General features: G+C 58.7%; 35 protein-coding genes, 1 tRNA gene and 1 pseudogene. 24 read left to right on the top strand and 13 right to left on the bottom strand.

Annotated features, from left to right (window positions below):
• Nucleotides 1-101 precede the first annotated feature (101 nt).
• From P186_RS06830 to P186_RS06820, 3 genes are all read left to right on the top strand, one after another.
• The gene (locus tag P186_RS06830; protein ID WP_014288715.1) at nucleotides 102-857 is read left to right on the top strand and encodes an inositol monophosphatase family protein; all 756 of its coding nucleotides are present in this window, start codon (nucleotides 102-104) and stop codon (nucleotides 855-857) included.
• Entirely contained in the window at nucleotides 838-1,227 is a 390-nt protein-coding gene (locus tag P186_RS06825) for an SWIM zinc finger family protein (protein ID WP_014288714.1), read from the top strand. The genes P186_RS06830 and P186_RS06825 overlap by 20 nt, the downstream gene beginning before the upstream one ends.
• A gap of 118 nt (nucleotides 1,228-1,345) precedes the next feature.
• Nucleotides 1,346-1,651, top strand: a complete 306-nt coding sequence (locus P186_RS06820; RefSeq protein WP_014288713.1) for a hypothetical protein — start codon at nucleotides 1,346-1,348, stop codon at nucleotides 1,649-1,651.
• A gap of 229 nt (nucleotides 1,652-1,880) precedes the next feature.
• Here the strand turns inward: P186_RS06820 and P186_RS14580 are convergent, their stop codons facing one another.
• Nucleotides 1,881-2,012 carry a hypothetical protein gene (locus P186_RS14580; RefSeq protein ID WP_014288711.1) on the bottom strand — a complete coding sequence of 44 codons (132 nt, stop codon included), beginning with the start codon at nucleotides 2,010-2,012 and terminating at the stop codon, nucleotides 1,881-1,883.
• A gap of 99 nt (nucleotides 2,013-2,111) precedes the next feature.
• On the opposite strand from P186_RS14580, the gene P186_RS06810 reads away from it, so the two are divergent.
• Together P186_RS06810 and P186_RS06805 are read left to right on the top strand one after the other, a co-directional pair.
• A complete protein-coding gene (locus tag P186_RS06810) occupies nucleotides 2,112-3,890 on the top strand; it encodes a PaRep2b protein (RefSeq protein ID WP_014288710.1) in 1,779 nt (592 codons plus the stop codon).
• 23 nt (nucleotides 3,891-3,913) lie between these two features.
• A tRNA-Lys gene (locus P186_RS06805) sits at nucleotides 3,914-4,030 on the top strand.
• 22 nt (nucleotides 4,031-4,052) lie between these two features.
• Here the strand turns inward: P186_RS06805 and P186_RS06800 are convergent.
• Nucleotides 4,053-5,033: a phospholipase D-like domain-containing protein gene (locus P186_RS06800; protein WP_014288709.1), complete on the bottom strand. Its 981-nt coding sequence runs from the start codon at nucleotides 5,031-5,033 to the stop codon at nucleotides 4,053-4,055.
• Nucleotides 5,034-5,129: 96 nt separating this feature from the next.
• Between P186_RS06800 and P186_RS06795 the strand changes: the two genes are divergently transcribed.
• Nucleotides 5,130-5,369, top strand: coding sequence for a TRAM domain-containing protein (locus tag P186_RS06795; protein WP_148682817.1), 240 nt, complete (start codon nucleotides 5,130-5,132; stop codon nucleotides 5,367-5,369).
• Between the two features lie 50 nt (nucleotides 5,370-5,419).
• On the opposite strand, the gene P186_RS06790 is transcribed toward P186_RS06795, so the two are convergent.
• The 3 genes from P186_RS06790 to P186_RS06780 are packed head-to-tail and all read right to left on the bottom strand — an operon-like array spanning nucleotide 5,420 to nucleotide 8,080.
• Nucleotides 5,420-6,544: a tryptophan--tRNA ligase gene (locus P186_RS06790; protein ID WP_148683178.1), complete on the bottom strand. Its 1,125-nt coding sequence runs from the start codon at nucleotides 6,542-6,544 to the stop codon at nucleotides 5,420-5,422.
• Between the two features lie 34 nt (nucleotides 6,545-6,578).
• Complete coding sequence (locus P186_RS06785) at nucleotides 6,579-7,319, bottom strand: HhH-GDP family DNA glycosylase (protein ID WP_014288706.1); 741 nt, start codon at nucleotides 7,317-7,319, stop codon at nucleotides 6,579-6,581.
• Nucleotides 7,316-8,080 carry a radical SAM protein gene (locus tag P186_RS06780; protein ID WP_014288705.1) on the bottom strand — a complete coding sequence of 255 codons (765 nt, stop codon included), beginning with the start codon at nucleotides 8,078-8,080 and terminating at the stop codon, nucleotides 7,316-7,318. Before P186_RS06780 ends, P186_RS06785 begins: the two co-directional genes overlap by 4 nt.
• Nucleotides 8,081-8,278: 198 nt before the next feature.
• Here P186_RS06780 and P186_RS06775 point away from each other — a divergent pair, with 198 nt between their 5' ends.
• The 16 genes from P186_RS06775 to P186_RS06705 are packed head-to-tail and all read left to right on the top strand — an operon-like array spanning nucleotide 8,279 to nucleotide 16,547.
• Entirely contained in the window at nucleotides 8,279-8,554 is a 276-nt protein-coding gene (locus P186_RS06775; protein ID WP_148682816.1) for a 50S ribosomal protein L31e, read from the top strand.
• Complete coding sequence (locus P186_RS06770) at nucleotides 8,551-9,216, top strand: translation initiation factor IF-6 (protein WP_014288703.1); 666 nt, start codon at nucleotides 8,551-8,553, stop codon at nucleotides 9,214-9,216. Before P186_RS06775 ends, P186_RS06770 begins: the two co-directional genes overlap by 4 nt.
• 30 nt (nucleotides 9,217-9,246) lie before the next feature.
• Entirely contained in the window at nucleotides 9,247-9,483 is a 237-nt protein-coding gene (gene rpl18a, locus P186_RS06765) for a 50S ribosomal protein L18Ae (protein WP_014288702.1), read from the top strand.
• 2 nt (nucleotides 9,484-9,485) lie between these two features.
• Nucleotides 9,486-9,884: a prefoldin subunit alpha gene (gene pfdA / locus P186_RS06760; RefSeq protein WP_014288701.1), complete on the top strand. Its 399-nt coding sequence runs from the start codon at nucleotides 9,486-9,488 to the stop codon at nucleotides 9,882-9,884.
• Entirely contained in the window at nucleotides 9,884-10,801 is a 918-nt protein-coding gene (gene ftsY / locus P186_RS06755) for a signal recognition particle-docking protein FtsY (RefSeq protein ID WP_014288700.1), read from the top strand. The genes pfdA and ftsY overlap by 1 nt, the downstream gene beginning before the upstream one ends.
• Before the next feature lie 29 nt (nucleotides 10,802-10,830).
• The gene (locus tag P186_RS06750; RefSeq protein WP_014288699.1) at nucleotides 10,831-11,130 is read left to right on the top strand and encodes a hypothetical protein; all 300 of its coding nucleotides are present in this window, start codon (nucleotides 10,831-10,833) and stop codon (nucleotides 11,128-11,130) included.
• 1 nt (nucleotide 11,131) lies between these two features.
• Nucleotides 11,132-11,590, top strand: a complete 459-nt coding sequence (locus tag P186_RS06745; RefSeq protein ID WP_014288698.1) for a transcription elongation factor Spt5 — start codon at nucleotides 11,132-11,134, stop codon at nucleotides 11,588-11,590.
• Between the two features lie 44 nt (nucleotides 11,591-11,634).
• Nucleotides 11,635-12,138, top strand: coding sequence for a 50S ribosomal protein L11 (locus tag P186_RS06740; RefSeq protein WP_014288697.1), 504 nt, complete (start codon nucleotides 11,635-11,637; stop codon nucleotides 12,136-12,138).
• Nucleotides 12,135-12,803, top strand: coding sequence for a 50S ribosomal protein L1 (locus tag P186_RS06735; RefSeq protein WP_014288696.1), 669 nt, complete (start codon nucleotides 12,135-12,137; stop codon nucleotides 12,801-12,803). The genes P186_RS06740 and P186_RS06735 overlap by 4 nt, the downstream gene beginning before the upstream one ends.
• A gap of 47 nt (nucleotides 12,804-12,850) precedes the next feature.
• The gene (locus P186_RS06730) at nucleotides 12,851-13,885 is read left to right on the top strand and encodes a 50S ribosomal protein L10 (protein ID WP_014288695.1); all 1,035 of its coding nucleotides are present in this window, start codon (nucleotides 12,851-12,853) and stop codon (nucleotides 13,883-13,885) included.
• Between the two features lie 21 nt (nucleotides 13,886-13,906).
• Entirely contained in the window at nucleotides 13,907-14,719 is an 813-nt protein-coding gene (locus P186_RS06725; RefSeq protein WP_338050688.1) for a mevalonate kinase family protein, read from the top strand.
• Entirely contained in the window at nucleotides 14,622-14,855 is a 234-nt protein-coding gene (locus tag P186_RS14620) for a hypothetical protein (protein WP_338050687.1), read from the top strand. The genes P186_RS06725 and P186_RS14620 overlap by 98 nt, the downstream gene beginning before the upstream one ends.
• Nucleotides 14,852-15,094: a hypothetical protein gene (locus P186_RS06720; RefSeq protein ID WP_014288694.1), complete on the top strand. Its 243-nt coding sequence runs from the start codon at nucleotides 14,852-14,854 to the stop codon at nucleotides 15,092-15,094. The genes P186_RS14620 and P186_RS06720 overlap by 4 nt, the downstream gene beginning before the upstream one ends.
• Before the next feature lie 9 nt (nucleotides 15,095-15,103).
• Complete coding sequence (gene udp, locus P186_RS06715; RefSeq protein WP_014288693.1) at nucleotides 15,104-15,889, top strand: uridine phosphorylase; 786 nt, start codon at nucleotides 15,104-15,106, stop codon at nucleotides 15,887-15,889.
• A complete protein-coding gene (locus tag P186_RS06710; RefSeq protein WP_014288692.1) occupies nucleotides 15,861-16,097 on the top strand; it encodes a hypothetical protein in 237 nt (78 codons plus the stop codon). The genes udp and P186_RS06710 overlap by 29 nt, the downstream gene beginning before the upstream one ends.
• 21 nt (nucleotides 16,098-16,118) lie before the next feature.
• Nucleotides 16,119-16,547, top strand: coding sequence for a RecB-family nuclease (locus P186_RS06705; RefSeq protein ID WP_014288691.1), 429 nt, complete (start codon nucleotides 16,119-16,121; stop codon nucleotides 16,545-16,547).
• A gap of 7 nt (nucleotides 16,548-16,554) precedes the next feature.
• Here the strand turns inward: P186_RS06705 and P186_RS06700 are convergent, their stop codons facing one another.
• The 7 genes and pseudogenes from P186_RS06700 to P186_RS06670 form a co-directional block, all read right to left on the bottom strand.
• On the bottom strand, nucleotides 16,555-16,902 hold the full coding sequence (locus P186_RS06700; protein ID WP_014288690.1) for an Hsp20/alpha crystallin family protein: 348 nt from the start codon (nucleotides 16,900-16,902) through the stop codon (nucleotides 16,555-16,557).
• Nucleotides 16,903-16,928: 26 nt separating this feature from the next.
• A complete protein-coding gene (locus P186_RS06695) occupies nucleotides 16,929-17,819 on the bottom strand; it encodes an ABC transporter permease (protein ID WP_014288689.1) in 891 nt (296 codons plus the stop codon).
• On the bottom strand, nucleotides 17,816-18,823 hold the full coding sequence (locus P186_RS06690) for an ABC transporter permease (RefSeq protein WP_014288688.1): 1,008 nt from the start codon (nucleotides 18,821-18,823) through the stop codon (nucleotides 17,816-17,818). The genes P186_RS06695 and P186_RS06690 overlap by 4 nt, the downstream gene beginning before the upstream one ends.
• Nucleotides 18,820-20,256 (bottom strand): ABC transporter ATP-binding protein, encoded by a 1,437-nt coding sequence (locus tag P186_RS06685; protein WP_148682815.1) that lies wholly within the window; start codon nucleotides 20,254-20,256, stop codon nucleotides 18,820-18,822. Before P186_RS06685 ends, P186_RS06690 begins: the two co-directional genes overlap by 4 nt.
• A pseudogene (locus tag P186_RS06680) lies at nucleotides 20,256-21,517 on the bottom strand (BMP family lipoprotein). Before P186_RS06680 ends, P186_RS06685 begins: the two are co-directional and overlap by 1 nt.
• Before the next feature lie 22 nt (nucleotides 21,518-21,539).
• Nucleotides 21,540-21,872 carry a hypothetical protein gene (locus P186_RS06675; protein ID WP_014288685.1) on the bottom strand — a complete coding sequence of 111 codons (333 nt, stop codon included), beginning with the start codon at nucleotides 21,870-21,872 and terminating at the stop codon, nucleotides 21,540-21,542.
• Nucleotides 21,856-23,943, bottom strand: coding sequence for a penicillin acylase family protein (locus tag P186_RS06670; RefSeq protein ID WP_014288684.1), 2,088 nt, complete (start codon nucleotides 23,941-23,943; stop codon nucleotides 21,856-21,858). The genes P186_RS06675 and P186_RS06670 overlap by 17 nt, the downstream gene beginning before the upstream one ends.
• Before the next feature lie 117 nt (nucleotides 23,944-24,060).
• Here P186_RS06670 and P186_RS06665 point away from each other — a divergent pair, with 117 nt between their 5' ends.
• Both P186_RS06665 and P186_RS06660 read left to right on the top strand, forming a co-directional pair.
• Complete coding sequence (locus tag P186_RS06665) at nucleotides 24,061-24,369, top strand: hypothetical protein (RefSeq protein WP_014288683.1); 309 nt, start codon at nucleotides 24,061-24,063, stop codon at nucleotides 24,367-24,369.
• Complete coding sequence (locus tag P186_RS06660) at nucleotides 24,369-24,668, top strand: transcriptional regulator (protein WP_014288682.1); 300 nt, start codon at nucleotides 24,369-24,371, stop codon at nucleotides 24,666-24,668. Before P186_RS06665 ends, P186_RS06660 begins: the two co-directional genes overlap by 1 nt.
• Here the strand turns inward: P186_RS06660 and P186_RS06655 are convergent, their stop codons facing one another.
• Entirely contained in the window at nucleotides 24,669-24,830 is a 162-nt protein-coding gene (locus P186_RS06655; protein ID WP_014288681.1) for a 50S ribosomal protein L40e, read from the bottom strand. It abuts the gene before it with no gap.
• Between the last annotated feature and the right edge of the window lie 411 nt (nucleotides 24,831-25,241).

The following is a 25,241-nucleotide window of genomic DNA, read 5'->3' as shown; positions in this document are numbered from 1 at the left end:
CAAACCTCTTCTTCACCTTGTCCATGTAGCCCGGGGAGCCGGGGCTTAAATCGCCAGCGGTTCTGTAGGTAGATTATTTAAATAATAGTGATTGTTGGGCTGTGCTCGGCGTCTTGGAGGCCGTGGCGGTCCGCGCCTCGCATTTTTTAATGGAGTACTTCAGAGCCGGCAGAGGCGTAGACGTCGTGTCGCGTAAAGAGGACGACGTCACCAGGGAGGTGGACATCGCCGCGGAGACGCTCATATACAAAATGCTCAGAGAGGCCTTTAAAGAAGGCGGCGTCCTATACGCAGAGGAAGGCGGCATCTACAGGTGGGGAGACGAGCGCTACATCTTCGTCCTAGACCCACTCGACGGGTCGCTGAACTACGCCGTGGGCGTGCCCTTCTTCGCCGTATCTATCGCGGCAGGGAAACATAGAGAGGGCACCCTGGCCGATTTAGAATACGCCGTCGTGGCGATACCCCCCACGGGAGACGTCTACACGGCGGCCCCCGGCGTCGGCGCCCGCAAAAACGGAAAGCCGTTGAGGAGGACCCCGAGGAGCAATATAGTATTCGTAGCGGTGAGCAACAGCTTCCCCCCAAAGACCTGCGAAGTCGTGAGGCGGCTGGGGCTCAGGGGGAGGAGCCTCGGCAGCTCCGCCGCCGAGCTGGCGTACACGGTGGAAGGCATAGCCCGCGGCTTCCTAGACCTCCGGGGCAAGCTCAGACTGCTCGACGTGGCGGGGGCATTGACGATAGGCAAATACGTAGACGGCTTCCGGTACGTGGTGATGGGCGACACCAAGCCGCACTCCAAGGTGTCTCTAGTGGCGGGCGACGTAGATTTCGTAAATGCCGCAACCACAGATTGAGGAGAAGGTCAGGTCCTTCCTCCTAACCCTCTCGAGGACACTGGGCGTGAGGATTGAGAGAGTGCTCGACCTCTACCTCTACGCCACCCCCGACAAGGTCCGCATCGTGGAGCTAGTCGAGCGCGGCGGGGAGATCGCGGGGATAAGACTCGCCGTGCGCTCCGAGAAGAAGCCAGACGTGTGGTACTACACCGCCGTGGGGTACTACGGCGCGAAGTGCACCTGCGAAGGCAACACAATAGGAGGCAAGATATGCAAACACATAATCATAGGCGTCATAACCTGGAACATGACGTCCCTCCTAAAACAAGGCAAGGAAATCGACCTCACCAAGCTAACCTGGCTACACACCGGCGAGAAAGAGATATAGCACCCACGCCGCCCGCGGGGCGGACCCCTTCCAATACCCCACTCCTTCACCCTGGCGCGAAGAGATTTAAGCCCCTCCCCCACTTAGATACGGTGATTGGGGCCGGCAATGCTGAGATGTGAAGAATGCCGTGGCCGGGGATGAACAACTGCAGACGCCCAGCGGTTTCGAGGCTCTAGAAGCCAGAAACGCCGCGGCCTCTGGTTTTGAAAAACCAGAGACGGCGAGTGTGGACATACGCCCACGCCAGGTTGGGAGCCAGTCAGATTCCATGAGGACGGCCAACCCGCTAAAGATCTTGAGAATGGAGAAATGGAAGGGGCGGAGGGGGGTCATGAGCAGATGCTACTCGCCAGCGGCGACTTGGACTCCGGCGATGCTGGGACTTGCGTACGCCGACCTGGGCCAAAGCCAAAAAACTTAAAAATACGCACAATATTAGTAAAGGGCCCGTAGCTCTTAACTGTAGGTTTTTTGATGCGCATCACAGATTCGATACGTTGTTCCCGATCTATGTCGAGATATTTAGTTTCTCGGCGCATGCGGCGCTACATATTTATGCACTGGGGGTTTAACTCTCCTTTCCCTTCTCTTCTTGACCCCCAGCTTCCCCTCTCCCTCCACCACGGCTTTGTACATCAAGACGGCGGCTTTTAGAGCTGGCTTGTTGGCACCAGCCAGCCGCTGGCCAGCTCCGCCGCGTCCTCCGCAAAGCCCCTATCGACGGCCCACTCCGCCGCGCTGTGTATCGCCTCAAAACACGAGGCGGCGCCTCCGCAGATCATACACTCTAGACGCAGACCCCCTAGGCGCAATAAAGGAGAGCCGTTCCAGAAACGCCTCTAGAGGCTGTGGCGCCGAGGTCTTGAGTAGATCCCCGGAGGGTGGCTGAGGAGGTGGTGCAAGAACTGAGGAGAGTTTACGAGAAGGCTGTGAAAGAAGTCGGCGGGACACTCGACCGCTACACACAGCCGGGGGAGCACTGGGCCGGGGTGGCGCGGGAGATGGCTTTTGAAAACGCTTCTCTGACGCGGTTCTTCCTCTCGTGGCTGTCGGCGTATCTATGGGCGGCGGAGGGCGACAAGAGGGCCGTGGCCGACTTCCTCACCGCCGCGGTGATGGGAGACGGGAGTATACAGACGGCTGTTAGGAGGGAGGAAAGCGGCGTGGAGCTGGCTGGCGATGTGCGGCTGACGGTGGGCAGATTCTCGGCAAAGAAGAAGAAAAAGAGGGGGGAAGTTGAGAAAGTAACCCACATACACAAGGCGGCGCTGGCCCTCGGCGTCTTGAAGGCGGCCGGCCACGCGCCGGAGAGGGTCTACGCCAAGGTCGGGGGCGAAAGGGTATGGTTCGAGCTGGCGTGGGGCGTGGATAAGGCTAGGGAGTTTCTGTCCAGCGCCTCTCTCTGGCTGTACGCCGTGGAGCTAGCCGGCGGCGCAGACGAGATAAGGATTAAGTACTTGAGGGCCCTGGAGGTCGTGGGTGTGGAGGCCCGCCTAGAGGGCTTCACCGCAGAGGGCAAGAGGCCGAGGGCCAGGCTTGTGGTGAGGCTCGGCGGAGATACAGCTGAGTACTCAATACGCCTGCGTGAAGGCAACGCTGTAGTGCTTGAATTCAACACAACTCGCCGTGAGGAGGCCGAGCGGAGGGCCGCCTTGCTAAGGGCAGTAGGCGTGAAGGCAGAGGTGGATAAATACTACGACAAGTCCCGCGGCCGCGACGTGTGGCATATAGACGTCTCGACAAACGCCCTCGCCGCCGAGTCGGTACACGAGGCGGTTAGAAAAGCCGTGGCGGAGTTCCTCAAAAAGTGCAGAGAGGCTGGCGTCCTCGGAGAGGAGGCGTACAGACGCCTAGCCGCGAAGTTCGAAAGGGGCATGCCGGAGTGGGGCGAGGTTAGGTTCTCCGTAAGGCTGACAGGTAGCGGCGCTGTGGAAGTGGTGTATCGACCCCAAAGCCCCCAGTCCTTCAGCAAGGCTGTGGAGCTTCTGCGGGGGCTTGGCATGAGGGACAGCTGTGAAGGAGTGTGGTGTGTAGTACACTTCACCGCCAGAGAGCCGAGGGAGGGCGAGGAGGGCTTCGTCCGCATAACAGCACACGGCCTTAGGTATATCGGCTGGCTCGCCCTACACGGTGAGGGAGGGGCGAGGGAGAAGGCCCAGCGGCTGAAAGAAATGCTCCTAAAAGAGGCAGAGAGGAGGGGAGAGGAGGTGCGCCGGCGGCTGGAGGAGTACTTCAGAGAGGGGGAGCAGTGGGGCACAGTGAAGCCGCCCATTGAGAAAGAGGTAGAGGTGGAGGGCAGGAGGGTGAGAGTAAGGGTCGAGGAGGTGGAAGCCGGCGTAAAGCAAGGCAAGACGAGGGAACACCTAGTCGTCAAGATAAGGGCAAAGGTATTTGAGGGAGACAGCGAAGTAACATTGGAGAAGGAGGCGAGGTTCTACAAAAAGAGCGGCGGCGAGATAATGGGCTACGTAGTTATACACGCCAGCGCAGAAGGAGGACGCGAAGCCGACTACGCGAGGACGACGGCTGTGCTCAAGACCCTCGGCGTGGACAAGTGGATCAGAGAAAAAGGACGGATACAACTCACCAGCGGCGCGGTAGACGCCCTCATGCGCCTAGAGCCAGTGTGCGCCGCCCTAGGCCAATGCAGAAAAACTTAAAAACACACAAAAAATTGTAAAGGGGGCCCGTAGCTCAGCCTGGTAGAGCGGCGGTGGGCCGGCGGGGCCCGCCGAGGCTCTTAACGGGCTTGGCCCGAGCAACCCGTAGGTCGTGGGTTCGAATCCCACCGGGCCCGCCAGTTTTCTAGCCGATGTTTGCGACTAGCTTTGATTGCATCTTCTCGCCGACGCCAGGATTTCTTCTGCGTGTAATCTTAGGGCTGGCGGGGCGTCTCGGTAGTATACGCCTGTCTCTATGTTGCGTAGCATGCTTGTGTATACTAAATTGGCGCTTGTAACTACTGCGGATATCCCCACTACGAGTTTTGTGTGTAGGTGTCTGTAGCAGTGGGCCTCGCCGTGTTTTGACAGTATCTCCAGCCCGCGTCTGTGAGGCTCGTCGTGCGGCTCTCTGCTAATCACGACCGCCTTTCTCCCGTGGAGCAAGGGGTCTAGGGCCCGCGCCACCTTGTCGTCGACCCAGGGCGATATTATGTGCACCTTATTCGCAGACGCTACTGCGGCGGCCACGGCGGCCAGCACTATGGGGCTTCCTGGGGCCGTTCTCACGACCTCCGTGTCTTGTTGCTCCATGTGCTCCTCCGCTAGCTCTGTCAAGCTTGCCGTCTTGTGTGCCCGGTCGTAGGTGAGGAGGCCTACCTCTGCCCCTAGCTTGAAGAGCACAGCCTCAACGACGTGTGGGTTGAAGGGCTTGGATACTGGGGCTTTGAGCCTGGGGTTGACTAGCTTCAAGACGGGGAGGTATTTCCCGGTCACGCCTCTCATTTCGGCTCCGAGCTCCTCCGCAACGTCGTCTAGCCCCGCGGCGCCTCCCTTGGCGGCTAGGTATCTCAGCAGTATCCTCATGGGAGTCCACCTAGCCAGCCTCCTGGCTATTAGGCTGTAGCTATCAAGGCTTCCCCGGGCCACCGTTCTTAGCTGGGCCGTGGGCCTCAGCGCGCCCCCCGGCGTCTTTAACACTAGTCCGAGGTGCCACAGCAAGTCCGCGGTTCTCTTCTCACTCTCGGAGAGCTCCCCGCCGCTGATTATCTTCTGGGCGGTCTCCACGACGTCGCGTATGCTGGAGACCGCGGTGTTTCTGGCTTCGAGGTACGCCCTCAGCGCCTCGAAGTCAGTAAGCACGTTTCAAGGCCTTCAGCTGTTTTTATTTGTGACCGGCCGCCCTCCGCCACGTTTCTGTTTATGCAAAGGTTTATATACCCATATTCATTGGTGCAGATGGAACGAGGAACTAGAAGGGGTCCGCCCCGTGGGCGGCGTGGCCCGTCGGGGCCTAAACCGGTTAAGGAGGGTGATGTTGTTGAGGTTGAGATTGTGGAGAGGTCTAGGAGGGGCGACGGCGTGGCTAGGGTTGAGGGGTTTGTGGTGTTTGTGCCCGGCGCGGAACCTGGTCAGAGGGTGAAGATCCAGATTGAGAAGGTTGGGGGGTCCTACGCTGTGGGGAAGATTGTTAGTTAGGCGCTGTTTTTTGCCGCGGCTGTCGCCGCGTTTTGTCTGGCGTCGCTGGGTTATCTGATTTTCTGGCTTAGTCTGTATTGGTCTACCTTCCCTCTGGCCTTCTCTCTCCTGTCTCTGTGTTCTTTTAGGAATTTGGCTATCTTCTCGTGGAGCTTCAGCTTGCACTCGCCACATAGGAGGGCGCCGCTTCTGCAGTCTTGTCTAATCTTCTCCACGGAGGAGTCGTCTGGGTCGAATAGCATGTGGTAGTGGAAGACTGGGCATATGTCGGGGTTTCCGCCGTATTTCCGCTGCTCCTCGGCGGTTGGGCGGCCGCCTGTGTAGGCGTTCATGATTTTGCGCTTCACGGCCTTCTCGTCGTCTAGGGTGTATATCGCCGAGTCGGGGTTGGAGGCTGACATCTTGCTCTCCCCGGTGAGGGCCATGATGAATTTGGAGTAGAGGGTGGTGGGCTTGGGGTAGCCGAGGGTGTCGGCGATGTCGCGGGCGAGTCTGAAGTAGGGGTCTTGGTCGATTGCGCAGGGTATGAGGACGGGGGTTGCCTCTCTTCTGAGCTCCGTGGGGAGGAAGGCCACGGCGATTTGTAGAGAGGGGTAGAATATGAGGCCTATGTTGGTGGAGTCTGTGAAGCCGAAGGTGGCCTTCACCGTGCTCCACGTCAGCTTCTTCGCGACGCGCACCGCTATTGGGTACAGCGGCTCTATGTCTTTTGTGTCTATTATTAGGTGGAGCTTGTCGGGGGTGAAGCCCAGCGCTATTACGTCGAGGGCGTTTTCGTATGCCCAGTTGGTGGCCTCCTCTAGCTTCATCTCGGGGTCGTCGTAGAACTTCTCGTCGTCTGTCATCTGGAAGTAGACCTCTAGGTTGAACTTGTCTGAGAACCACTTTAGCAGTATCCACGGCACCATGTGGCCGATGTGCACCGGGCCGCTGGGGCCCCGCCCGGTGTAGAGAGCCCACGGCCTCCCCTCGCCGTGCCACTTTAGTATGAAGTCGAAGTCTCTGTGGGCGTAGAAGAAGCCCCGCCTGATTAGGGGGTGCACCTCCCCGGCGTACTTCTCCAGCAGAGCCACCTCGCCGCTTGTGAGGGGCTTGGCGCCGAAGTGTTTAAGGAGCTTGTCGTAGTCAACCCTGCCCCTGACCTCCCAGGGCGTTACTACAAACTCCTCCTCCACCCCATACACCGTGGGCTTCTCAACCGTTTATAAATTAAACCGCCGGCAGCGCCCCCTTGTCCGCCAGATATGCCAGTGTTTGGACCCAGCCGGCGAGCCTTCCCAGCTTTGTCTGGGAGAGGCCTCTGAGGCATTTGTGGGCGATGGGGCACTCCCCGCATGTGTATCGCCTGCAGTGCGTGGGGCTGGGCGGGGCGCCGGCTAGGCCGAGCCTCGGCGCGATTCTCATGTAGTGCTTGTCCACGGGGGCTGAGGTGGTGTCGCCTGTGAAGAGTAGGTACAGGTCGGCCACCTTCGGCCCCACCCCCCTTATCCTCAGCAACTCTCTCCTATCCCTGGGCCTCCCCGAGGCGAGGTAGTCCCGTATGGCGGCGGGTAGCCTCTGGAGCTGGTAGCTCCTCGCCACGGTGGGGGCTATCTCGGCCATCTCTCCGACGTCCTCCGTGGCTGTGAAGAGCTGTCTTGTCCACCTGAGGACGTTGGTGTGGTAGTTCGTGTTCTGGGTGAGGAAGGCGGCGGCGAATATCAAATCTTCGTCGCCTGGCGATATGGATATGCCGACGCAGTCGCCGTATTTCTCGGCGAGCCTGTGGACCACGTCGCGGAGAGGGCCGTCGGCCTCGTTTATATACCTCCACGGGCTGTACCACCGGCCAGATATATACAGGTCCTCCCACGCCCGCGTCCCCTTCTTCACGCCGAACTTCTTCACATAGTTCTCGTCTAGGAGGGTTAGGGTTAGGCTTGGGTAGAGGGTGAGCTGGAGGCAGTTCATATCATGAAGGCGGGGACTCCGCTGGGCGTCACGGCTCTGGTGGGGGTGAGCCCCCGGGCGGCCATTAGCTTCACCACGTGGGGGTACAAGATGACGTACTCCACGTCTAGGCAACTAGGCAGTCTGGGGTCTATGTCCGCCAGGGCTCTCTCCAGCTCTTTTGCAGATTCGTCTGTGGAGAAGCCCAGCATGGCGGCTGGGTACACGTCGCGACACGGCAACATCCCGCTCTCCACGAGGTGGCGGAGGGCCTCAAGCTGTTTGTAGAAGTAGGCCTCTGGCGAGGCTGTAATTTTTGCAAATTCCCGCGGCGTGGCCCCCTTTATGGAGACCCGCACCACGGCGTTGGGCCTCGCGGCTAGCTCCCTGGCGACTGGCCTGTCTATCAAGATGCCGTTTGTCTCCACGACAAAGATGTAGTGGGGTAGGTGGTCGACCACGGCTAGGAGGTGTCTGGGCGCTATTAGGGGCTCCCCGCCGGATATCCTAACCTGCCGGTAGCCTCTGTCTCTGGCGATTTTATCCAGCCGCCTGGCCACGTCCCAGGGGGCCATCCAATCCCCCGCCGCGAGGACGTATGAGGTGTTGCGCCAGGCCCAGCACATCCCGCACCTCAAGTTGCACCCCACCACGTCTGCCGTGGCGATGCCTCCGTACCACCTATCTCCGCGGAAGCGCCTATAGCGCCTATACACCACGCCCCCCTCCTCCCTCACCGCGAACCTCAGGACTAGCTGGTGTAGCTTCTCCGGGTCGATCACATTGTATCTTGGGCAGTGGGTTTATCTTCTTTACTTTGCTTGAAAAAGTTACGAAGAAAAGTATAATAAGAAGGGGCGAGATTTGCTTGTGTATAAGTTGCGCCCTCCTAAGATGGATGAGGAGGTCCGTAAGGCTAAGTCTAAGAAGCCGGAGCTGTACTGGGGCTAAATTTAATAACTATGTTTTTTCCGCGTTCCGTGTCTGAGGAGAAGAAGGTAGAGGTCTCGCGGGAGTATGTAATCAACCTGAGGAGGGCTTATGAGGTGTCTAGGAGCAAGAGGGCTAAGTACGCCGTGGGTTTAATAAGGAGGTTCGTGGCTAGGCACTTGAAGGTGGAGCCGCGGGCGGTGAAGATCGGCCAGTTGCTCAACGCCGCGCTTTGGTCGCGTAGTATTGAGAAGCCGCCGAGGAGAGTCCGCGTCGCGGTGGAGAAGTACAGCGACGGGACTGTGAAGGTTGAGCTTAAGGAATGACCTTCGACGTAGCTCCCCTTAGAATTTTTGGAACCTCCTCCGTGGGGGTGTTCATAACTACAAACAACTCTGTCACCATAATCCCGCCGGACGCCCCGGAGAAGATAGACGACGTGGTCCGCAACACCCTCGGCACCTCCGTGGCTAGGTTTACCGTGGCTAGGTCTCCCCTTCTTGGGATCTTCACGGTGCTGAACGACAACGGGGTGCTCCTGCCCCCTCTGGTGCTGGAGGAGGAGGTTAAGCTCTTCAAGTCCCTGGGCCTGAATGTGGAGATCGTAAACACTAAGTACACGGCCATCTCCAACCTGGTGCTCGCGGGGAATAGGGTGGCGCTTGTGTCGCCTCTTCTAGAGCCCGACGCGCGGAGGGCGGTGGCCGACGTGCTGGGCGTGGAGGTGGTGGTGGACACAATTGCTGGGAACCCCTTGGTGGGGGCGCTGGCTGTTTTGAACTCCCGCGGCGTGTTGGTGGCTCCCGAGGCCACAGACGACGACTTGAAGAAGCTTTCTGAGTACTTCAAGGCGAGGGTAGACGTGGGCACTGTGAACAAGGGGAGGAGCTTCCTCCGCGGCGGCGTAGTGGTGAACGACAGGGGGGCCTTGGTGGGGGACGAGACCGCCGGCCCCGAGTTGATGAGGCTACAGCAGGTGCTGGGCTAAACTTTTTAAGTTGCCTATAGACTCGCCGCTATGCCCAAGATTTACAGAGTCGTTGGGGAGGCCACCACCGGTATGAAATTCAGACTTGAGGTTGTCGGCGAGAAGCCGTACGACGCCGTGGAGAAGGCCTACTCCCTGATAGGCAGCAGGCACAAATTGTCAAGGACGCAGATTAGGATCAGGGAGGTGTCTGTCATCTCCCCAGAGGAGGCGCGGTCTGAGGACGTCAAGATCTTGATGAATATTGACAAGGTGATTAGGTACTAAACATGTCTCGGCAGGATGTCCAGAGGCTTCTGGAGGAGTACCAGGTGGTTGGGGAGCTCCTCGCCAGCCTCCAGGCGCAACACTCGACTGTGCTGGAGCTTCTTGAGGAGCTCACTACGGCTCTAGACGGGGTGAGGCTTTTGAAGAGTGGGGACGGGGAGAGGCTTGTGCACATCGGCGCCGGGCTGTTCGCCAGGGGTGTCTTCGAGGTGAGGGAGGTGTTGACTCCCCTCGGCGCGAGGTACCACGCCTTTCTCGATTTGGACAACGCCGAGAGGATTCTCAACGAGAGGATTGAGGAGTATTCTAGGTTGAAGACGTCTCTTGAAGAGAATATCGAGAGGCTCGCGGCGAGGGCGGCCCAGCTTAGGCAGGTGCTGGAGAGCCTCGGGATTAGGTAATGTTTGACAGGCTTAAGAAGACTTTTGCTAAATTTGTCGAATCTGTAGTAAGTACAGTTAAAGAGGACGCCCTCGACGCGAAGGAGGTGGAGAGGCTTGTCGACGACTTGTACATCGACCTGGTGGAGAGCGACGTGGCGGTGGAGGTGGCTGACGCGGTGTCGGAGGAGCTTAAGAAGAGGCTTGTGGGGGTGAGGGTGCCGAGATTCGGCGACAGGGACAAGGTGGTGAAGAAGGCGGTCTTCGACGCCCTCCTCGGCGTGTTGAGCGACGTCCCAGACGTGGACTTCTACCAAGACGCCAGGAGGGTGATGGAGGGCGCGAGGCCTGTGGTGGTGATGTTCCTCGGCCCAAACGGCTATGGGAAGACCACCACCTTGGCGAAGCTCGCCTTCAAACTGCAAGAAATGGGCTACAAAGTCGTGGCGGCTGCTGCGGATACCTTCAGGGCCGGGGCGAGGGAGCAGTTGGAGGAACACGGCAGGCGCGTGGGGTTTAGGGTCGTCGGGGGGCCCTACGGCGCGGATCCCGCCGCCGTCGCCTTCGATGCGGTCCAGCACGCCAGGTCTAGGGGGATTCACTTCGTGCTTATAGACACGGCGGGGCGTATGCACACCGACGCCAACCTCATGCAGGAATTGAGCAAAATCCAGCGGGTCGCCGAGCCGCACTACTCTGTCTTTGTCTTCGACGCGCAGTTGGGAAACGAGGCCCTTGAAATTGCCAGGTACTACTCTAAATATGTAAAGATAGATGGCATGATAGCCACGAAGGTGGACGCCTACCCCAAGGGGGGCTCCATACTGACGTTTCTCTACACTTTGAAGAGGCCTGTCTACTTCCTGGGGGTCGGCCAGACCTACAGGGATTTGGTCCCCTTCTCTAAGCAGGATTACATTGGGCAGTTGGTGGCCTAAAACTTTTATAGAGGCTTTAGAATTGGTGCGTGGCGTCGCTACAGGAAAAGCTGGAGAACCTCTGGCGCGACATCAAGTGGGTGGTGTCCACAGCCAGCAGACCTGACGACGACGAGTTTAAGCTCACGGCGAGGTTTTTAATACTCCTGGCGTTTATCGCCGGGGCGTTCCAGATAGTATTCCACATAGCTGGGGTGTATCTCAAAAGCGCCGTGGCGAGGTCGACGATCCCCACCCTGGGCGACCCCGTGAAGGAGACGGTGGCGGCGTTGACATCTATAGGCGTCATCTTGGCGGCTCTGCTATACCTAATGGCTAAGCTGAGGTGATATGGCACAGGAGAGGTGTCCTGTGTATACAGTGAGCGTGGTGTCGCGGCAGGAGTACAACGTCGTGATTGTGTTGAAGATGCGCGCCGAGTCGGCTAAGATTCCCATCTACTCAATTGTGGTGCCTCCGGAGTCCTTCGGGGTCTTGTTCATGGAGGGAGAGTCCCTCCCAGCCGTCAACCGCGCGGTGTACGGCGTGAAGCACGTCAAGGGCGTGATGAGGGGGGTCACCAACGTGGATGAGGTTATGAAGATCTTGAAGCCTGCCAAGCCGGCTGTGGAGATAGATGTCAACGACGAGGTGGAGATAACGGCCGACGTGTTGAAGGGGAGCAGGGGTAGGGTTACCTTTATAGATAAGGAGAAGGGCATTGTCCGCGTGGAGCTTCTAGACAGCGCGTTTCCAATGCCCCTCGACTTGAAGATTAGCGAGGTTAAGCTGGTGAAGAAGGGCCAGTAGGTTTGGAGTGGTAAAACTTTTATATCAAGCCCTTTACTGGGGCGATGTCTAAGCGCGTCATAGCTGTGCCTCTGCAGGGCGGAAAGGTGGCCGTCAATCCCCAGTTTCAAGACGCCCTTAAGCAGGCGGGGCTCGACCCCAACGCCGTCGTGCAGAGAGTGCAGGAGGAGTTGAAAAAGGTGGGGAAGTACCCAGTGCAGAAGGTGGAGGTGGAGGTTTCCTCGCCCGCTAGGTACGAGGTTAAGGTCAGCCTGCCCCCCATAGGCGACTTGTTTCTTAAGCTTTTTGGGAAGGACACCGGGGCCCACGACCCGAGAAGCGAGGTTATTGGCGATATATCGTTTGAGCAGCTGGTAGAGATAGCGTTGTTGAAGAAAGACGAGCTTAAGTCCAAGTCCTTGAAATCGGCGGTGAAGCAGTTGCTCAGCACCTGCAAGGCCATGGGCGTAAGCGTGGACGGGAGGCGGGCCGACGAGGTGATGAAAGACGTGGAGGGGGGTAAGTACGACGAAATTTTAAATAAGTTTGAGAAACAGTGGCGGCAATGAGTGCCGTAGTAAACAAAGAGGCTTTCCTGGCCAAGATCGCCGAGGCGTTGAAGAGGGGCAGACAGAGGCGTTTTAAACAGAGCGTGGAGCTTATAGTCGTCTTGAGGGGGGTGGACCTGAGCAAGCCTGAGAACCGTATTAACCTACTTGTCGAGCTTCCCCACCCGCCTAAGCCTAATAAAATCGCAGCGTTTGCCCACGGCGCATTTGAGGTAAATGCCCGAAACGCAGGTGTCGACGCCGTCATCACCAGGGACCAGGTGGAGGGCCTCTCTGGAAACAAGAGAGCTATTAGAAAGCTGGCGAAGCAGTACGACTTCTTCATAGCGCCGCCCGACTTAATGCCGCTTCTCGGCAGAGTGGTAGGCCCCATCTTCGGCCCCCGCGGCAAGATGCCGGAGGTGGTGCCGCCGAATGTAGAGGTCAAGGCAGTTGTGGAGAGGCTGAAGCGGGCAGTTAGGGTGAGGCTTAGAAACGAGCCTGTTATCAAGGTGAGGATAGGGTCAGAGGCCCAGGACCCCAAGGAGATTCTAGACAACGCTCTGGCGGTGCTTGAGGAAGTGAATAGGAGGTTCCCTCTGAGGCAGTACCTAGACGACATATATATCAAAAAGACGATGGGGCCGCCTGTCAAGATAAGAGCCGCCGAGGCTTTAGTCAAATAGGGACCCCCTCCACTCAAATTTAAATAACTCACAAACTCCACGACTTGATGCTGGCTATAGGTAAGAGGGCGTACGCCAGGTCGAGGCCCTACCCGCAGAGTAAGGTTAGGATCGTAAACGAGGCTGTTGAGCTGTTGAGAAAATACCCGTACGTGTTCCTCTTTGATCTCCACGGTCTCTCGTCGAGGGTTTTGAATGAGTATAGGTACAGGCTGAGGCCCTACGGCGCTGTGAAGGTAATCAAGCCTACCCTGTTCAAGATAGCGTTTGCCAAGGTCTTCGGCGGCGTGCCTGCGGAGGTGGCGGAGAGGGTGAGGGGCGAGGTGGGGTTCTTCTTTACCGAGGTGAATCCCGCGGAGGTTATCAAAATCGTGGCTGAGAACAGCGTGAGGAGGGCGGCGCAACCGGGAGACAAAGCTCCCTTTGACATCGTGGTGCCGGCTGGGCCTACCAACGCCTCCCCCGGCCCCATTATTTCGAAATTCGGCAAGCTGAAGATCCCCACCAGGGTGCAGGAGGGCAAGATCTGGATAGCTAAGGACACCGTGGTGGCCAAGGCCGGCCAGGAGATAACGCCGGAGATGGCCGAGGTGTTGAGAGTAGTGGGCATCGAGCCTATTTTTGAACAGCTGAGGCTTCTGGGGGTGATCTGGAGGGGGCAGAGGTACGTGGACATCTCCGAGCTGGTTATAGACGTGGCGAAGTACAGAGAGCTCTTCGAGGCGGCGGCTACCTACGCGAGGAACCTCGCGCTTAACGTGGTGTACCCGACGAGGGAGGTGTTGCAGGTGGTGTTGCCGGCCGCCCACATGAGGGCGGTGGCGCTGGCGGCGAGGCTGGGTGTTGTGACAAGGGAGACGTTGCCTGTGTTGCTCAGCAGGGCTGTTGCCGAGGCGAACGCCTTAGCCGCGGCCGTCGCCGGTAGGGCCCCGGAGCTTGGTATCTCCGTAGCGGCGCCTCAGCCAGCCGCCCAGCCGCAGGCCGCGCAACAGGCGGAGGCCCCCAAGGAGGAGGCTGTGGAGGAGAAGAAGGAGGGCCCCAGCGAGGAGGAGGTAGCTGGGTCGCTGGCGTCGCTTTTTTAAACCCCCCAGCCGCCTCGTCCCGTGTCTGTTAGGATTTTCGCCCCAGGTGTTGTAAAGCTGTTTGGAGAACACGCGGTGGTCTACGGCAAGCCCGCCATATCAGCCACCATAGACAAAGGCGTCTACATCGAGTGCAAGGTGGGGGGCGATCTTGTGGTGGAGACTCTGGGGCCTCCCGCCGTGTTGAGGTACCGGCCTGGAGAGGGGCGCGCGGAAGCTGTGGGGGTGGAGAAGTTCCTCTCATACGTCGAGATAGCTCTTAGAATTGCAGAGGAGAGGTGGGGGAGGCTGGCCGCTAGGTTTTCGATAAGGAGCGACTTGCCGCCCAGCGTTGGGGCAGCCACGTCGGCCGCGGTGTCTGTGGGGCTGTTGAAGGCGTATTCCCACTGCGCCGGCGCCGAGGCGGGCGCCGAGGAGCTGGCGAAGCTGGGGCACAGGGTGGAGCTCGAGGTCCAGGGGATAGCCTCCCCCATGGATACTGCCACGGTTTCCCTCGGCGGGGTGCTGAAGATATGGGCCAACCCCTTCCGCGTCGAGAGGCTGAACGTGGACCTCCCCCCGTTCTACGTTGTGGTGCTTCCCCGCTTCGGCACCACGGGGGAGATCGTCAGAGATGTCAAGTCGCTGTTGGAGAGGCGGCGCTCTGCTGCTTCGGTGATCGACGCCATTGGACGCGTCGTCGATGAGGCGGAGGGGTGTCTGGCGAGGGGAGACTGGGGGGTGCGTCGGCGAGCTCATGGAGATAGACAACTGGCTACTAGGCGCCTTGGGCGTCGTCGACGGCAGAGTGGTGAACCTCCTCGAGAAGTTGAGGCCGTTTATCTACGGAGGTAAGATAAGCGGCGCGGGCCGCGGCGGCGTTGTGTTGATACTGCCCCGGGAGGGGGAGGTGGTGGAGAAGATGCTGACCGCCTGGGGCCACCCCTACTACAAAGTTTCTATCTACCGCGGAGGCGCCGCCGCTGTATGATCCAAGTCCTCGGCCTCATAGGCCTCTTGCTGATAGCCGCCGCCTGGGCTGTGAACATAGCGAGGAGGGGGCCGCCTCCGCCGCTTGACTTAACTGTGTTGTACTTCTTCGGCAGCGTGGCCTTGACTATATACGCCGCGGTGCTGGGCGACGCGGTGTTCACGGTATTAAACGCGTTGTCGAGTGTCTTGTCTTTTATCAACTTGGTTAGGGCGCTACGTATTAAAACACCGGGTTGAGCCACTGTCATGGCCCAGAGGCCGGTTGTCGGCGGCAAGGCGTATCACATCTTAGTCGCGCCGGGGGAGGTTCCGCGCTACGTGTTGCTACCCGGCGACCCCGGGAGGGTGCCGCTGATAGCGCGGCACTGGGAGGGGGCTAGGGAGGTGGCTAGGAACCGGGAATTCGTCACGTGGGTCGGCAGGTACAAGGGCGTCCAGATAGCGGCTACGTCTACGGGCATCGGCTCGGGCTCCACCGCCATCGCCGTTGAGGAGCTCCTCCAGGCCGGGGCGGACACCTTTATTAGAGTGGGGACCACGGGGGCGCTGAGGCGGGAGGTGAAGCTGGGCGACCTTGTAATAGGCGTGGCGGCGGTGAGGTGGGACGGCGCCTCTAGGTGGTACGCCCCGCCGGAGTACCCGGCGGTGGCCCACTGGAGAGTGGTGTCTGCCCTCGTCACCGCCGCGGAGGCGCTGGGGGTTAGGTACCACGTCGGCATAGTGGCCTCCACTGACTCGTTCTACGTAGGCCAGGAGAGGCCGGGCCACGGGGGGTTCCTCCCGCCGTGGGCCCGGGGGCTGATAGACACTTTGAGGAGCCTCGGGGTGGTTTCATTTGAGATGGAGTCCGCCACCATCTTTACCCTCTCGTCGATCTACGGCGCCAGGGCGGGGGGCGTCTACGCGGCGATTGCCAACCGCGAGACAGACGAGTTCGCCCCCGAGGTAGGCGTGGAGGACGCCATTAGGGTGGCCAACGAGGCGGTGAGGATACTTGCCGAGTATGATAGTCAAGGTGGTACGCGTCCGTGACGTGGCTATTATAGACATGGAGCTGGAGCCCTGCGCAGATGTGTTTACGTTTAGGATCGAGGGGCGGGAGATCCACCTGTGCGGAAAGACGGTTGTGTTGCCGGAGCCTCTTGAGGAGTTTAGAAAAGGCCTCCTCGTGCTGGTGAAGACGCCCTTCTTCGTTGAGTGTGAGGGAGGCAACTGCGTGGCGGCCAGGGTTAATTTATAAATTGGACTCATCGTAGCCGCCATGGAGCTGGTTGTCGCGGTTTACAACATAAGCTCCGTCCCCAAGATGCTTGAGCTGGCGAAGATCACATACGGCTTCGGAGTTAGGCGGTTTGCGCTTATTAAAGTCTTCGGCGCGGCGGCTCAGCAGATTGGGGACCTCTTCAAGCTGGCGTTTAAGATGGGGGGCGAGGTCCTGGTTTTCAACGACGTAAAAGACGCTGTGGAGGTGCTGAGGCCTGACGTCATCTACGCCCTGGGTAGGCCGGACAGAGATACCAAGCCGGTCGAAAAGGCGGACGGCAGGGTGATGCTACTGGTACACGGCTCAGACCTCGTCTTCTCCCCCCGGGAGCTACCGCCCAACGCCGTCTTAAGCCACGCCGTCGAGAAGGACATCGGCTCCGCTGGACAGTTGGCAGTGGCGCTTTACAAACTCCTTGGGGGGTAGGCAAAAATCAGCCCCTTACTGGTATCCTGATCTCCTCCTCTTTCACCTTCCTGGCTGTGATGGTCAAGACGCCGTTTCTATACAGCGCCGAGATTGAGCTGGGATCTATCTTCACGGGGAGGCGGATGTGCCTAGAGTATTTCCTATCCCCCCTAGCGCCCTCCGCCCTCAGAGCTGTGCCGTCTTTAGTCACTGAGAGCGATATGTCGCTGGGCTCCAGCCCCGGCATGTCGATTTCAATTCTCACCTCGTCCCCCTCCTCCACCAGTCTGTAGTCCCTCTTCTCCTTGAGCTCCTCCACCATTTTCTGTAGAGATTTAGAAATCTCCTCCATTGCCTTTTTGAACTCCTCCATGGATATACCAACTCTCCACTTTATAATTATTCTCTCCTAAACGGCTTCCCCACCGCCCTCGGCGGCCTGGCGCGGCCAATTACGCCGGCTACTATGAGGAGGGTGGCTATGTATGGTATCATCCTCGTTATTTCGTACCTGGCGACCCCCGCCGTCTGTAGCCAGTAAGAGAGGGCGTCAAAGAAGCCAAATATGTAGGCGCCCGCCACCGCGAGGGCTGGGTTCCAGTTGGCGAAAACAACGTTGGCCAGCGCGATGAAGCCCCTGCCGGCGGATATCTCCTTGGTGACTACAGAGAGGTAGGCAATGCTGAGATACGCCCCCGCGAGCGCCGCGAGGGAGGAGCCTATGACTGTGGCTAGGAGCCTTACTCTGTTGACGTCTACGCCTACGTTAAACGCCGATTCTGGATCCTCGCCGCATGCCCTGATGACGATCCCCAGCCTAGACCTGAACAGCACATACCACATAAAGCCGGCGAGGACCAGGGCGAAGGCGGCGAGCGCCAGGGGGTCGGCCTTCGCCCAGTCAGGCACCTGTTTATACCCGGCCACGCCCCAGTAGGCCTGTATCCCGTAAGCCACGGCGCCTGCGGCGAAGAGGTTTATGGCCACCCCGCTGATTATCTGATCGCCGGCCAGGTAGGTGGATATGTAGCCGTGCACGAGGCCTACCGCCATGCCGACTAGCGCGGCGGCTAGGAAAGCCGCAAGCGGCCAGAGGGGATCTGGCAACTGTGCCCCAAGTCTGTAGTGTAGGTAGTCTACGAAGAGCGGACCTGAGAAGGCGCCTAGCAACATAAGGCCCTCCAGCCCGATGTTGACGACGCCGCTCCTCTCCATCAAGATCTCCCCCAGCGACGCCAGGAGAATCGGCACGGCGGCTAAGAGGGCTTGCATTAGTATTAGGTCGATCACGGCCTCCTCAAAATCTGCACTGCGAGGAGCAGTATGATGAGGCCTTGCACCACCCTCACAAACTCAAAAGGCGTCCCCGCCTCAATCTGCATGTGGCGCGCCCCCTCCTGCATAACACCGAGGAATATCGAGGCCAGCACCACGCCGAGAGGGTGCCCCCTGCCCAGCATCGCTGCGGTGATGCCGTCGAAGCCTATGCCGTATACATTGGCGAGGTTTCTCATTAAGCTGTAGGACGGCGGCCTCGCCACCACCTGCAACACGCCGGCTAGGCCGGCTGTCAGCGCCCCCAGGGCGAAGGCGGCGAGCACAGCCCGCTCTGGTTTTATGCCGTACGACCTTGCGGCGATTGGATTCAACCCGCTGACAGATATCCTGTACCCCCACACGCTGTACTTCAGAAATATGTACATTAGCAAGGCCACTATATACGCCACAGGCACCGCCACTGTGAAGTCGGTGCCCGGAATCAAGGGGGTGAGCCTCGCGACCTCCGGCGTCTTTACAGACTCCTCAGGCTGGAGGGGGTTGGCGAACGCTGTCGAGACCGCCATGATGACGGTCCAGTAGGCGATCCAGTTCATCATTATCGTGCTCACCACCTCGTTGACGCCGCGCCACATCTTCAACACGGCGGGCACGGCCGACCACAACACGGCGAGGGCTAAGCCAATGGCGAGGGCAAGCGGCAGAGCCGCCAAGCTCCTCGCGAAGTAAGCGGCGATCACTGCCCCCAGGGCGCCCATGTATACCTGCCCCTCGGCCCCTATGTTGAAGAGCCCCGTCCTGAGCCCGAGGGCGAAGGTCAGCCCTGTGAGGACTATGGGCGCCGAGAATGCAAGAGCTGAGAGGAGGTAGACCCTATCCGAGAAGGGGGTGACGAGCATGGAGTAGTAGGAGGAGGCCGGGTCGTAGCCCGAGACCCACATAAGCACGGCGCCTATCACAAACGCCAGTGCCAACGCGGCGATAATGTTGAGGCTGGAAAGCGTCTGGATCTTCATAGCCCAGCCATCTTCCTGCCCACCACCTCGACAGTCATCTCGTCCACAGGCCCCACGGCCACCACCTTGCCTCTGTACATCACGGCTATGGTGTCGGCCAGCTTATACGCCTCATCTAGATCGCTCGTCACAAGGAGAACGCCGGCGCCCCCGTTCCTCGCCTTGATTAGCAACTGCTGGACATACTCGGTGGTCGCAACGTCGAGCCCCCTCGTGGGTTGGTGCGCTATGATGAGCCTAGCCCCTCTGCTCAGCTCCCTACCCACCACCAGCTTCTGCTGGTTGCCCCCTGAGAGGTGCCTCGCCACCGCCCACGGGCCCGGCGCCACGATTCCAAATTCCTCAATTAGCTTAGCGGTGAAGCGGCTGGCCGCGCTCCACGAGATTAAGCCGCGCCGCGCGAACTCCCCCTCCCTCCCCAACACGGCGTTCTCCACCAGCGGCCTTTCGAGAAGCATGGCCTTCCTCTGCCTGTCGTCGGGTATGTAGGCGTAGCCGCCGTGGATCTTCACAACGCCCTTGTGCCTCCTCACGCCTACGATAGCCTCCACCAAATGCTCCTGCCCGTTGCCCTCCACCCCCACCACGGCCAGTATCTCCCTCTCCCTAACCACTAGGTTCACCCCCTGAACCACAGCCCTGCCGCCCTCGTACACCCACAGATCCGCGACCTCTAGAACGGGCCTCTCCCCCGGCCGCCCAACGCGGCTGACGGCCTCCACCCTCAACTCGCCCACCATAGCCTCCACAAGCCTCTTCGGGTCGTAGGGCGGCGTAAACTCCGCCGCCTTAACCCCCCTCCTCAACACCACCACCCTATCCGCAATTTCAAGCACCTCCGGGATTTTGTGGGTAATGTACACCACAGACTTGCCCCGCTCCCTAAGCCTCCTCACCACTTGGAAGAGCGACTTCACCTCTGGAGGCGACAGCACGGTGGTGGGCTCGTCAAGTATCAACAAGTCGGCCCCCCAGTACAGGGCCTTCACTATCTCAACCCTCTGCCTAACCCCCAGCGGCAGCTCCTCCACATCCCTGTCCCACTCGACGTCGAAACCCAGCTCCTCCGCGATCTTCACAGCCCTCTGCCTAACCTCTGCAGATATGGGCCTCAGACCGGCGCCCTCGGCAAGCGCTATGTTTTCAATAGCGGTGAGGCCCGGTATTAGGGAGAGGTGCTGGTGCACCATGGCGATACCAGCCCTCTGCGCATCCCTGGCGTTTCTAAACCTCACCCTCCTCCCCTCTATGTATATCTCCCCCGAGGTGGGGCGGTAGACGCCAGCCAGTATTTTCATAAGAGTGGTCTTCCCCGCGCCGTTCTCGCCCAGGAGGGCCAGCACCTCGCCAGGCGAAATATCGAGAGAAACCCCACGAAGGGCGTGGGTGCCGTCTGAAAAAACCTTGTGAATTTCCTTTAGAGAGGCCTTCATTAGCTGACGGCGCCTAGGCCGAGCTCCTTCCTGAGCTGAGCCACCTGGTCCTGCGTCGTGGGAAGCGGCACGGCGACCTTGCCGTTGATGATGTCTTGCTTTAGCTGATCCACAGCTTCCCAAAACCCACGTAGGTATCTTAGACCTCATCTCCCTCACAGCGGCGATAATCTTATCGGCGTCCGCCTGCTTGACGGCCCCGGCCCTCACGCCTATCTGTATAAACTGGTTAAGGTCGTCGAGCGTGCTCACCGAGATGCCGCCCTCCTTAAGCCCCAGCTCCAACACGCCGCCCTTGAACTCGCCCTCCACGGCCATCTTCGCCGCTGTGTAGACGCCCACGTCGACGCGCTTCATCATCGACGCCAGTATAAAGCCGGGCTTCAGGTAGTCCTGATCCGCGTCGACGCCGATGGCGAACGGCGGCCCCATCGACCTCCCAGCCTTCTTGCCAGCCTCGGCCACCGCCTCAAAGACGCCTAGCCCCGTGGCGCCGGCGGCTTGGTAAATCACGCAGACGCCTTGGGCCAGCATCACCTCGGCGGCCTGCTTGCCCTTAGCTGGGTCGTTGAAGGAGCCGGTGTATATGTAGAGAATGTCGAACTTGGCATCTTTTCCAAACTTCTGCTTAATGTAGCGCTCCGCCCACCTAACGCCGTAGGCGTAGCCGATTTCAAACTTCCAGAGGACCGGTATCTCCATACCCAGCACAATACCCACCTTGCTACAGTTGTAGTAGTAAGCTGTGAGGGCGGCCAAGGCCCCCACTAGGGCGGAGCCCTCGTTTTCTCTGTACAAGACAGACATGACGTTGGGCCTGTCCGGTATGTAGCCGTCGATTATTGCAAATTTGGCGTCGGGGAACTCCTGCGACACCGACTTCACCGCGTCAGTCATCAAGAAGCCCACGGCGACGATTATAGCGGCATCGCCGGATTTGGCGGCGGCGCGTAGATTAGGCACGTAGTCGTCCTGAGTTCTGCTCTGCACCTCCTTCAAGCCAAGCCCAAAAGTCTCGGCTGCTCTGGACGCCCCGAGGTAGGCCATGTCGTTAAAAGAGAGGTCCCCCCCTTCCGCCTATATCGTATATAACATATATAGCACCCTTGGGCGCTTGCTTAGTCGTAGTAGCGGGGGGTGTTGTTTGTGTAGGCGCTGGGGAGGTTTGCTGCTGGGGCGGCGGAGCTTGAAACGCAACCAAGGCCCCGACTACCGCCAACACCACCACTGCCGCTATTACTGCCAAAAGTTTGGTGTTCATAATTTCTGCTTTTCGCGTATTTTTATCTATTCCTAGGCCGTAGTAAGTGCCCAGCCACTGCCCCAGCCGTGAAAAACAATAGCCAAAACACGGCCCACAAACCAACGAAGAGCGGGAATATTGAAAAGAAGCGTGTTAGCCTAGCCACGTCCACAGCCGCGTAGTAGACCAGCACGAGACCTATTGGGATGAGGGCGGCCAGCGGCGCTAGAACAACCCCGCGGCGCCTCTCTGTGAAGTAGCCGTAGACGACGCCCCCTACGAAGGGCAACAACGCCGCGTTTAACACATGCCAAGGCGACGCCGCGCCGAACAACGGAATTAGGAGACCTATGTACCTAACCCACCTTGACATACTCCCCCCTAACCCACGGCATGTACATCGCGTCGTAAAGCGGGCTTAGGGGATCCCCGTCCGGGCCCCCCGGCAACATCATATACACCCCAGAGCCAAAAGCCACTATAAACCTAACGCTTGGGCCGTGAGCCACGTTGAACCCAGGCGCCACGTTAACCGTGAACCAGTCGCCAGGCGCCTCCACCCTCCTGTAGTTAAGCCCCGGAAAGGCGGAGCCCAGCAGATGGGAGATGGCGTACTTGTGCACCGAGCCCCAGGGGGCATTTACCTTCAACGCCTCCTCCGCCGCCTTCTCTACAACCGATCTGTCAATAAGCCCCTTCTTGATGGAGGCCACGGTCACCTCAAAAGGCACGAAGGTAATGGATATGTTAAACCTCTCCCACGCGAGTTTCTGCAGGTTGTATAGAAACGCGGCGTATCTAGACGCCGTTGTGGAGCCTGGAGACATCTCGCAACTCCACCTATTCAACTCGTCCAGAAGCCTCCTCCCGCTGTCCCCTCCGTAGAGCTCAAGCAACTGCTTCACATCTCTACACGAGATATCCACAACATCCCGCTGGATGTCCATCACGTCCTCCACAGTAATCTTACCGCGGGCCAGCTTCTGGGCGATGAGCTCCATAATCCTGTCGTGCCTATAGCGGTCTGCCCACCTCCACTGTAGGTAGATATTGGCGTCTGCCACCTTGTTATTTGCAGTGGCTAGGTAGGGCGGGTTTACGTAGTTGAGGACCGAGGGGAGCCAGACATACCCCGTCCACTCCCCCTCGCCCCTCGACCCGTTGAAGGGCAGGTAGCCGCCTTCTCTAATGGGGTAGTAGCCGCTGGCGAAGTACGCAACCACGCCGTATCTATCTGCGTATACTGTGTTTTGGCTAGGCGTCACGAAGTACCTAAGCCCGTTTAGAAACTCGGTGAGGTTCCTAGCCCTATCCATGTAGTAAAGCGCAAGGGCCTCGAGAGTCACGTTGTTGCCAAGCCAGCGCATGGCGTACCTCTGCCCCCTAAACTCAATCACGGGGCCGTGCACAGTCTCCAAAACCTCAACAGTCTTCTCGACACATCTGTTATCGAGGTCGCATATCCTGAACCTCTCCACACGTTTGTCGGCCTCGATCCACGCGCCCTTGTAGAGGTACTTGGTGCCGTTCCACACGTAGTAGTAGTAATCAATCACGTCGACTCCTGTGTTGGTGAAGCCCCACGCCACGTAGCCGTTAGTCCCAATCACCACAACCGGCGTCCCGGGGAAGGCGACTCCCATCACCGTGTAGTCAGGCGTCTCGACCCGTTGAAAAATCCATGTAGGCGGGGCTGTGAGCGAGAGGTGGGGGTCGTTAGCCAATATCGGCCTGCCCGTGGCGGTTAAGTTAGGCGAGATGATCCAATTGTTGCTACCCAGCTCAATAGCCGGGGAAAACGTCGCCTTGCGAGGCAGAATAGGCGTGTTCAACTCCCTGGCGAGGGCTATATCCAAAAACTGGGGCCCCAAGGCGTCGACCAGAACTTTAAGCTGTAGATCGTCCTCGCCGCCGCTTAGAGACCACGCGATGAGCTTATTCACTGCGAAGGTATCAACAGGCCTCCACGGCTCGGGCCTCTTCCCCAGGATTAAGTACTCGACAATCGGAGGATTCGCGGCTAGGTAGTCGTTAACCCCCCTGACGTACTCCTCCACAAGCGCGGCGTATTGAGGGTAGTTCTGTTTGATGTACTCCCACGTCTTCTCAGCGGACATGTACAACCCCCTCGTTCTGAAATAGATATCGGTGTCAAGAGCCGCCCCTCCCACCAGCTCCGACAGCCGGCCCTCCGCCACCCTCCTCATGACGTCCATCTGGAAGAAGCGGTAGTAGGCGTGGGCGTAGCCCAGCTTGTAGAAGGCCTCCCTCTCGTCGGCGGCTTTAATCACCAAGGCGTAGTTCTCAAGAGGCGCCGGCGGCGCCGGACGCGCCACAGCCTTGAGAGGGCCTTGAAAAGGGTCTGCAAACCTCAGCAGTGAGGGAGGCATAAGAAAAACAACAAGAAAAACCAAGACAATAACCGCCACCCCTACCCACTTCATAAGTATTTAATGCCTGGAGTTTTTAAGAATTGGTGACGACGCTTACAAGGCCTGAGTCGGTGAAGAGGGCTGAGCGGCTGAGCCCAATTTATTTAAATGGGTGAGTTAGGGATGTCCATGAACTACAGCGTAGAACACGCACGGGTTAAGGAGGCAATAGAGAAGGCCCAGTGCTCCGGCGCCTCTCCGCTGGAGCTTGTAAAATGTATAGAGGCCCAGCTCAAGGCCGCGGGCTACGCCCCCACAGCCACCCAGCTACTGGACGCCAACGTCGACCCGGCCGAGAAGCCGGAGTACGCTAGGTTCATAAGAATAGAGGCCCAGCGGGCGGGCGACAGAAACACCCACGTCTTCACCTTCGCCGTCTTGAAGCCTGGCGGGGTGTATAAAGCCCTCTGGCTCCAGTCCGCCGTTATTGAAAAGTAATGGAAACAGTCAGGGAGAGGCTGATCAAGGCCCTCATCGAGAGCAGAGAGCCGCTGACAGTAAACCAGCTTCAGATCATAGTCAACACAGAGCTGAAGCCCAGCGAGCTCTACGACGAACTCGAGCACGTCAAAAAGACGCTGAAGAGGTTGGGCTATCGGCTGGAGGTGGTGCCGGCGATCTGCAGAAACTGCGGATACGAATTTAGAGACAGAGAGAGGCTCAAGAAGCCGGGCAGGTGCCCCCGTTGCAAAAGCGAGAGGATAGAGCCCCCCAGGTTCTACGTCGAGCCCCTATAGCTACTTCTTCTTAAACTTCTTTGGCCGCAGGTTGCGGGAGCGGCAGCGGCGGCACTTCTCCGCGTCGGGAGGATTCCTCGCCCCGCACTCTCTACAGATTTTGTACTGGAAGCGGTGCTTCATCACTATGGCCAGCTTCTCGGGATCCAGGGTAATAGGCATGGTAGGGGGAAAAGGACAAGTTTATATAGCTTTCCCCAGCCCCCGCCGCCTTCTACACGCCGCTACACATCTTTGTAGGGGAGTTTTCTGGAGTGTTATATTTTTATGTTTTCCGTATGTAGAGGTACCGTTTTTGAGTTATGGGTGTTGTGCGAGAGCCAGTTTACAGACTTCGGCGCGCTGTTTACATCCGGCGTGTTTCCCGCCGCCTCTCCGGCATGTGTAAACTGCGTCAATATATACTTTATGTATCGGGGGAGACTTCACTAAAACTTTTAATAAAGTCTATATAATCCCCTCTTTCGATATATAGAATTTTTCAACAAACGTTATAAATGTAATACACAGCCCCCCGTCGATACGCCACGAAGCCATATACAAAATATTAGTTTGAATAAGAGGAATTATACA

The sequence above is a fragment of the Pyrobaculum ferrireducens genome (assembly GCF_000234805.1).
Taxonomy (GTDB): Archaea; Thermoproteota; Thermoprotei; order Thermoproteales; family Thermoproteaceae; genus Pyrobaculum; species Pyrobaculum ferrireducens.
The sequence above is the reverse complement of the archived record's forward strand: the minus strand, read 5'-3'. Positions and strand labels throughout refer to the sequence as shown.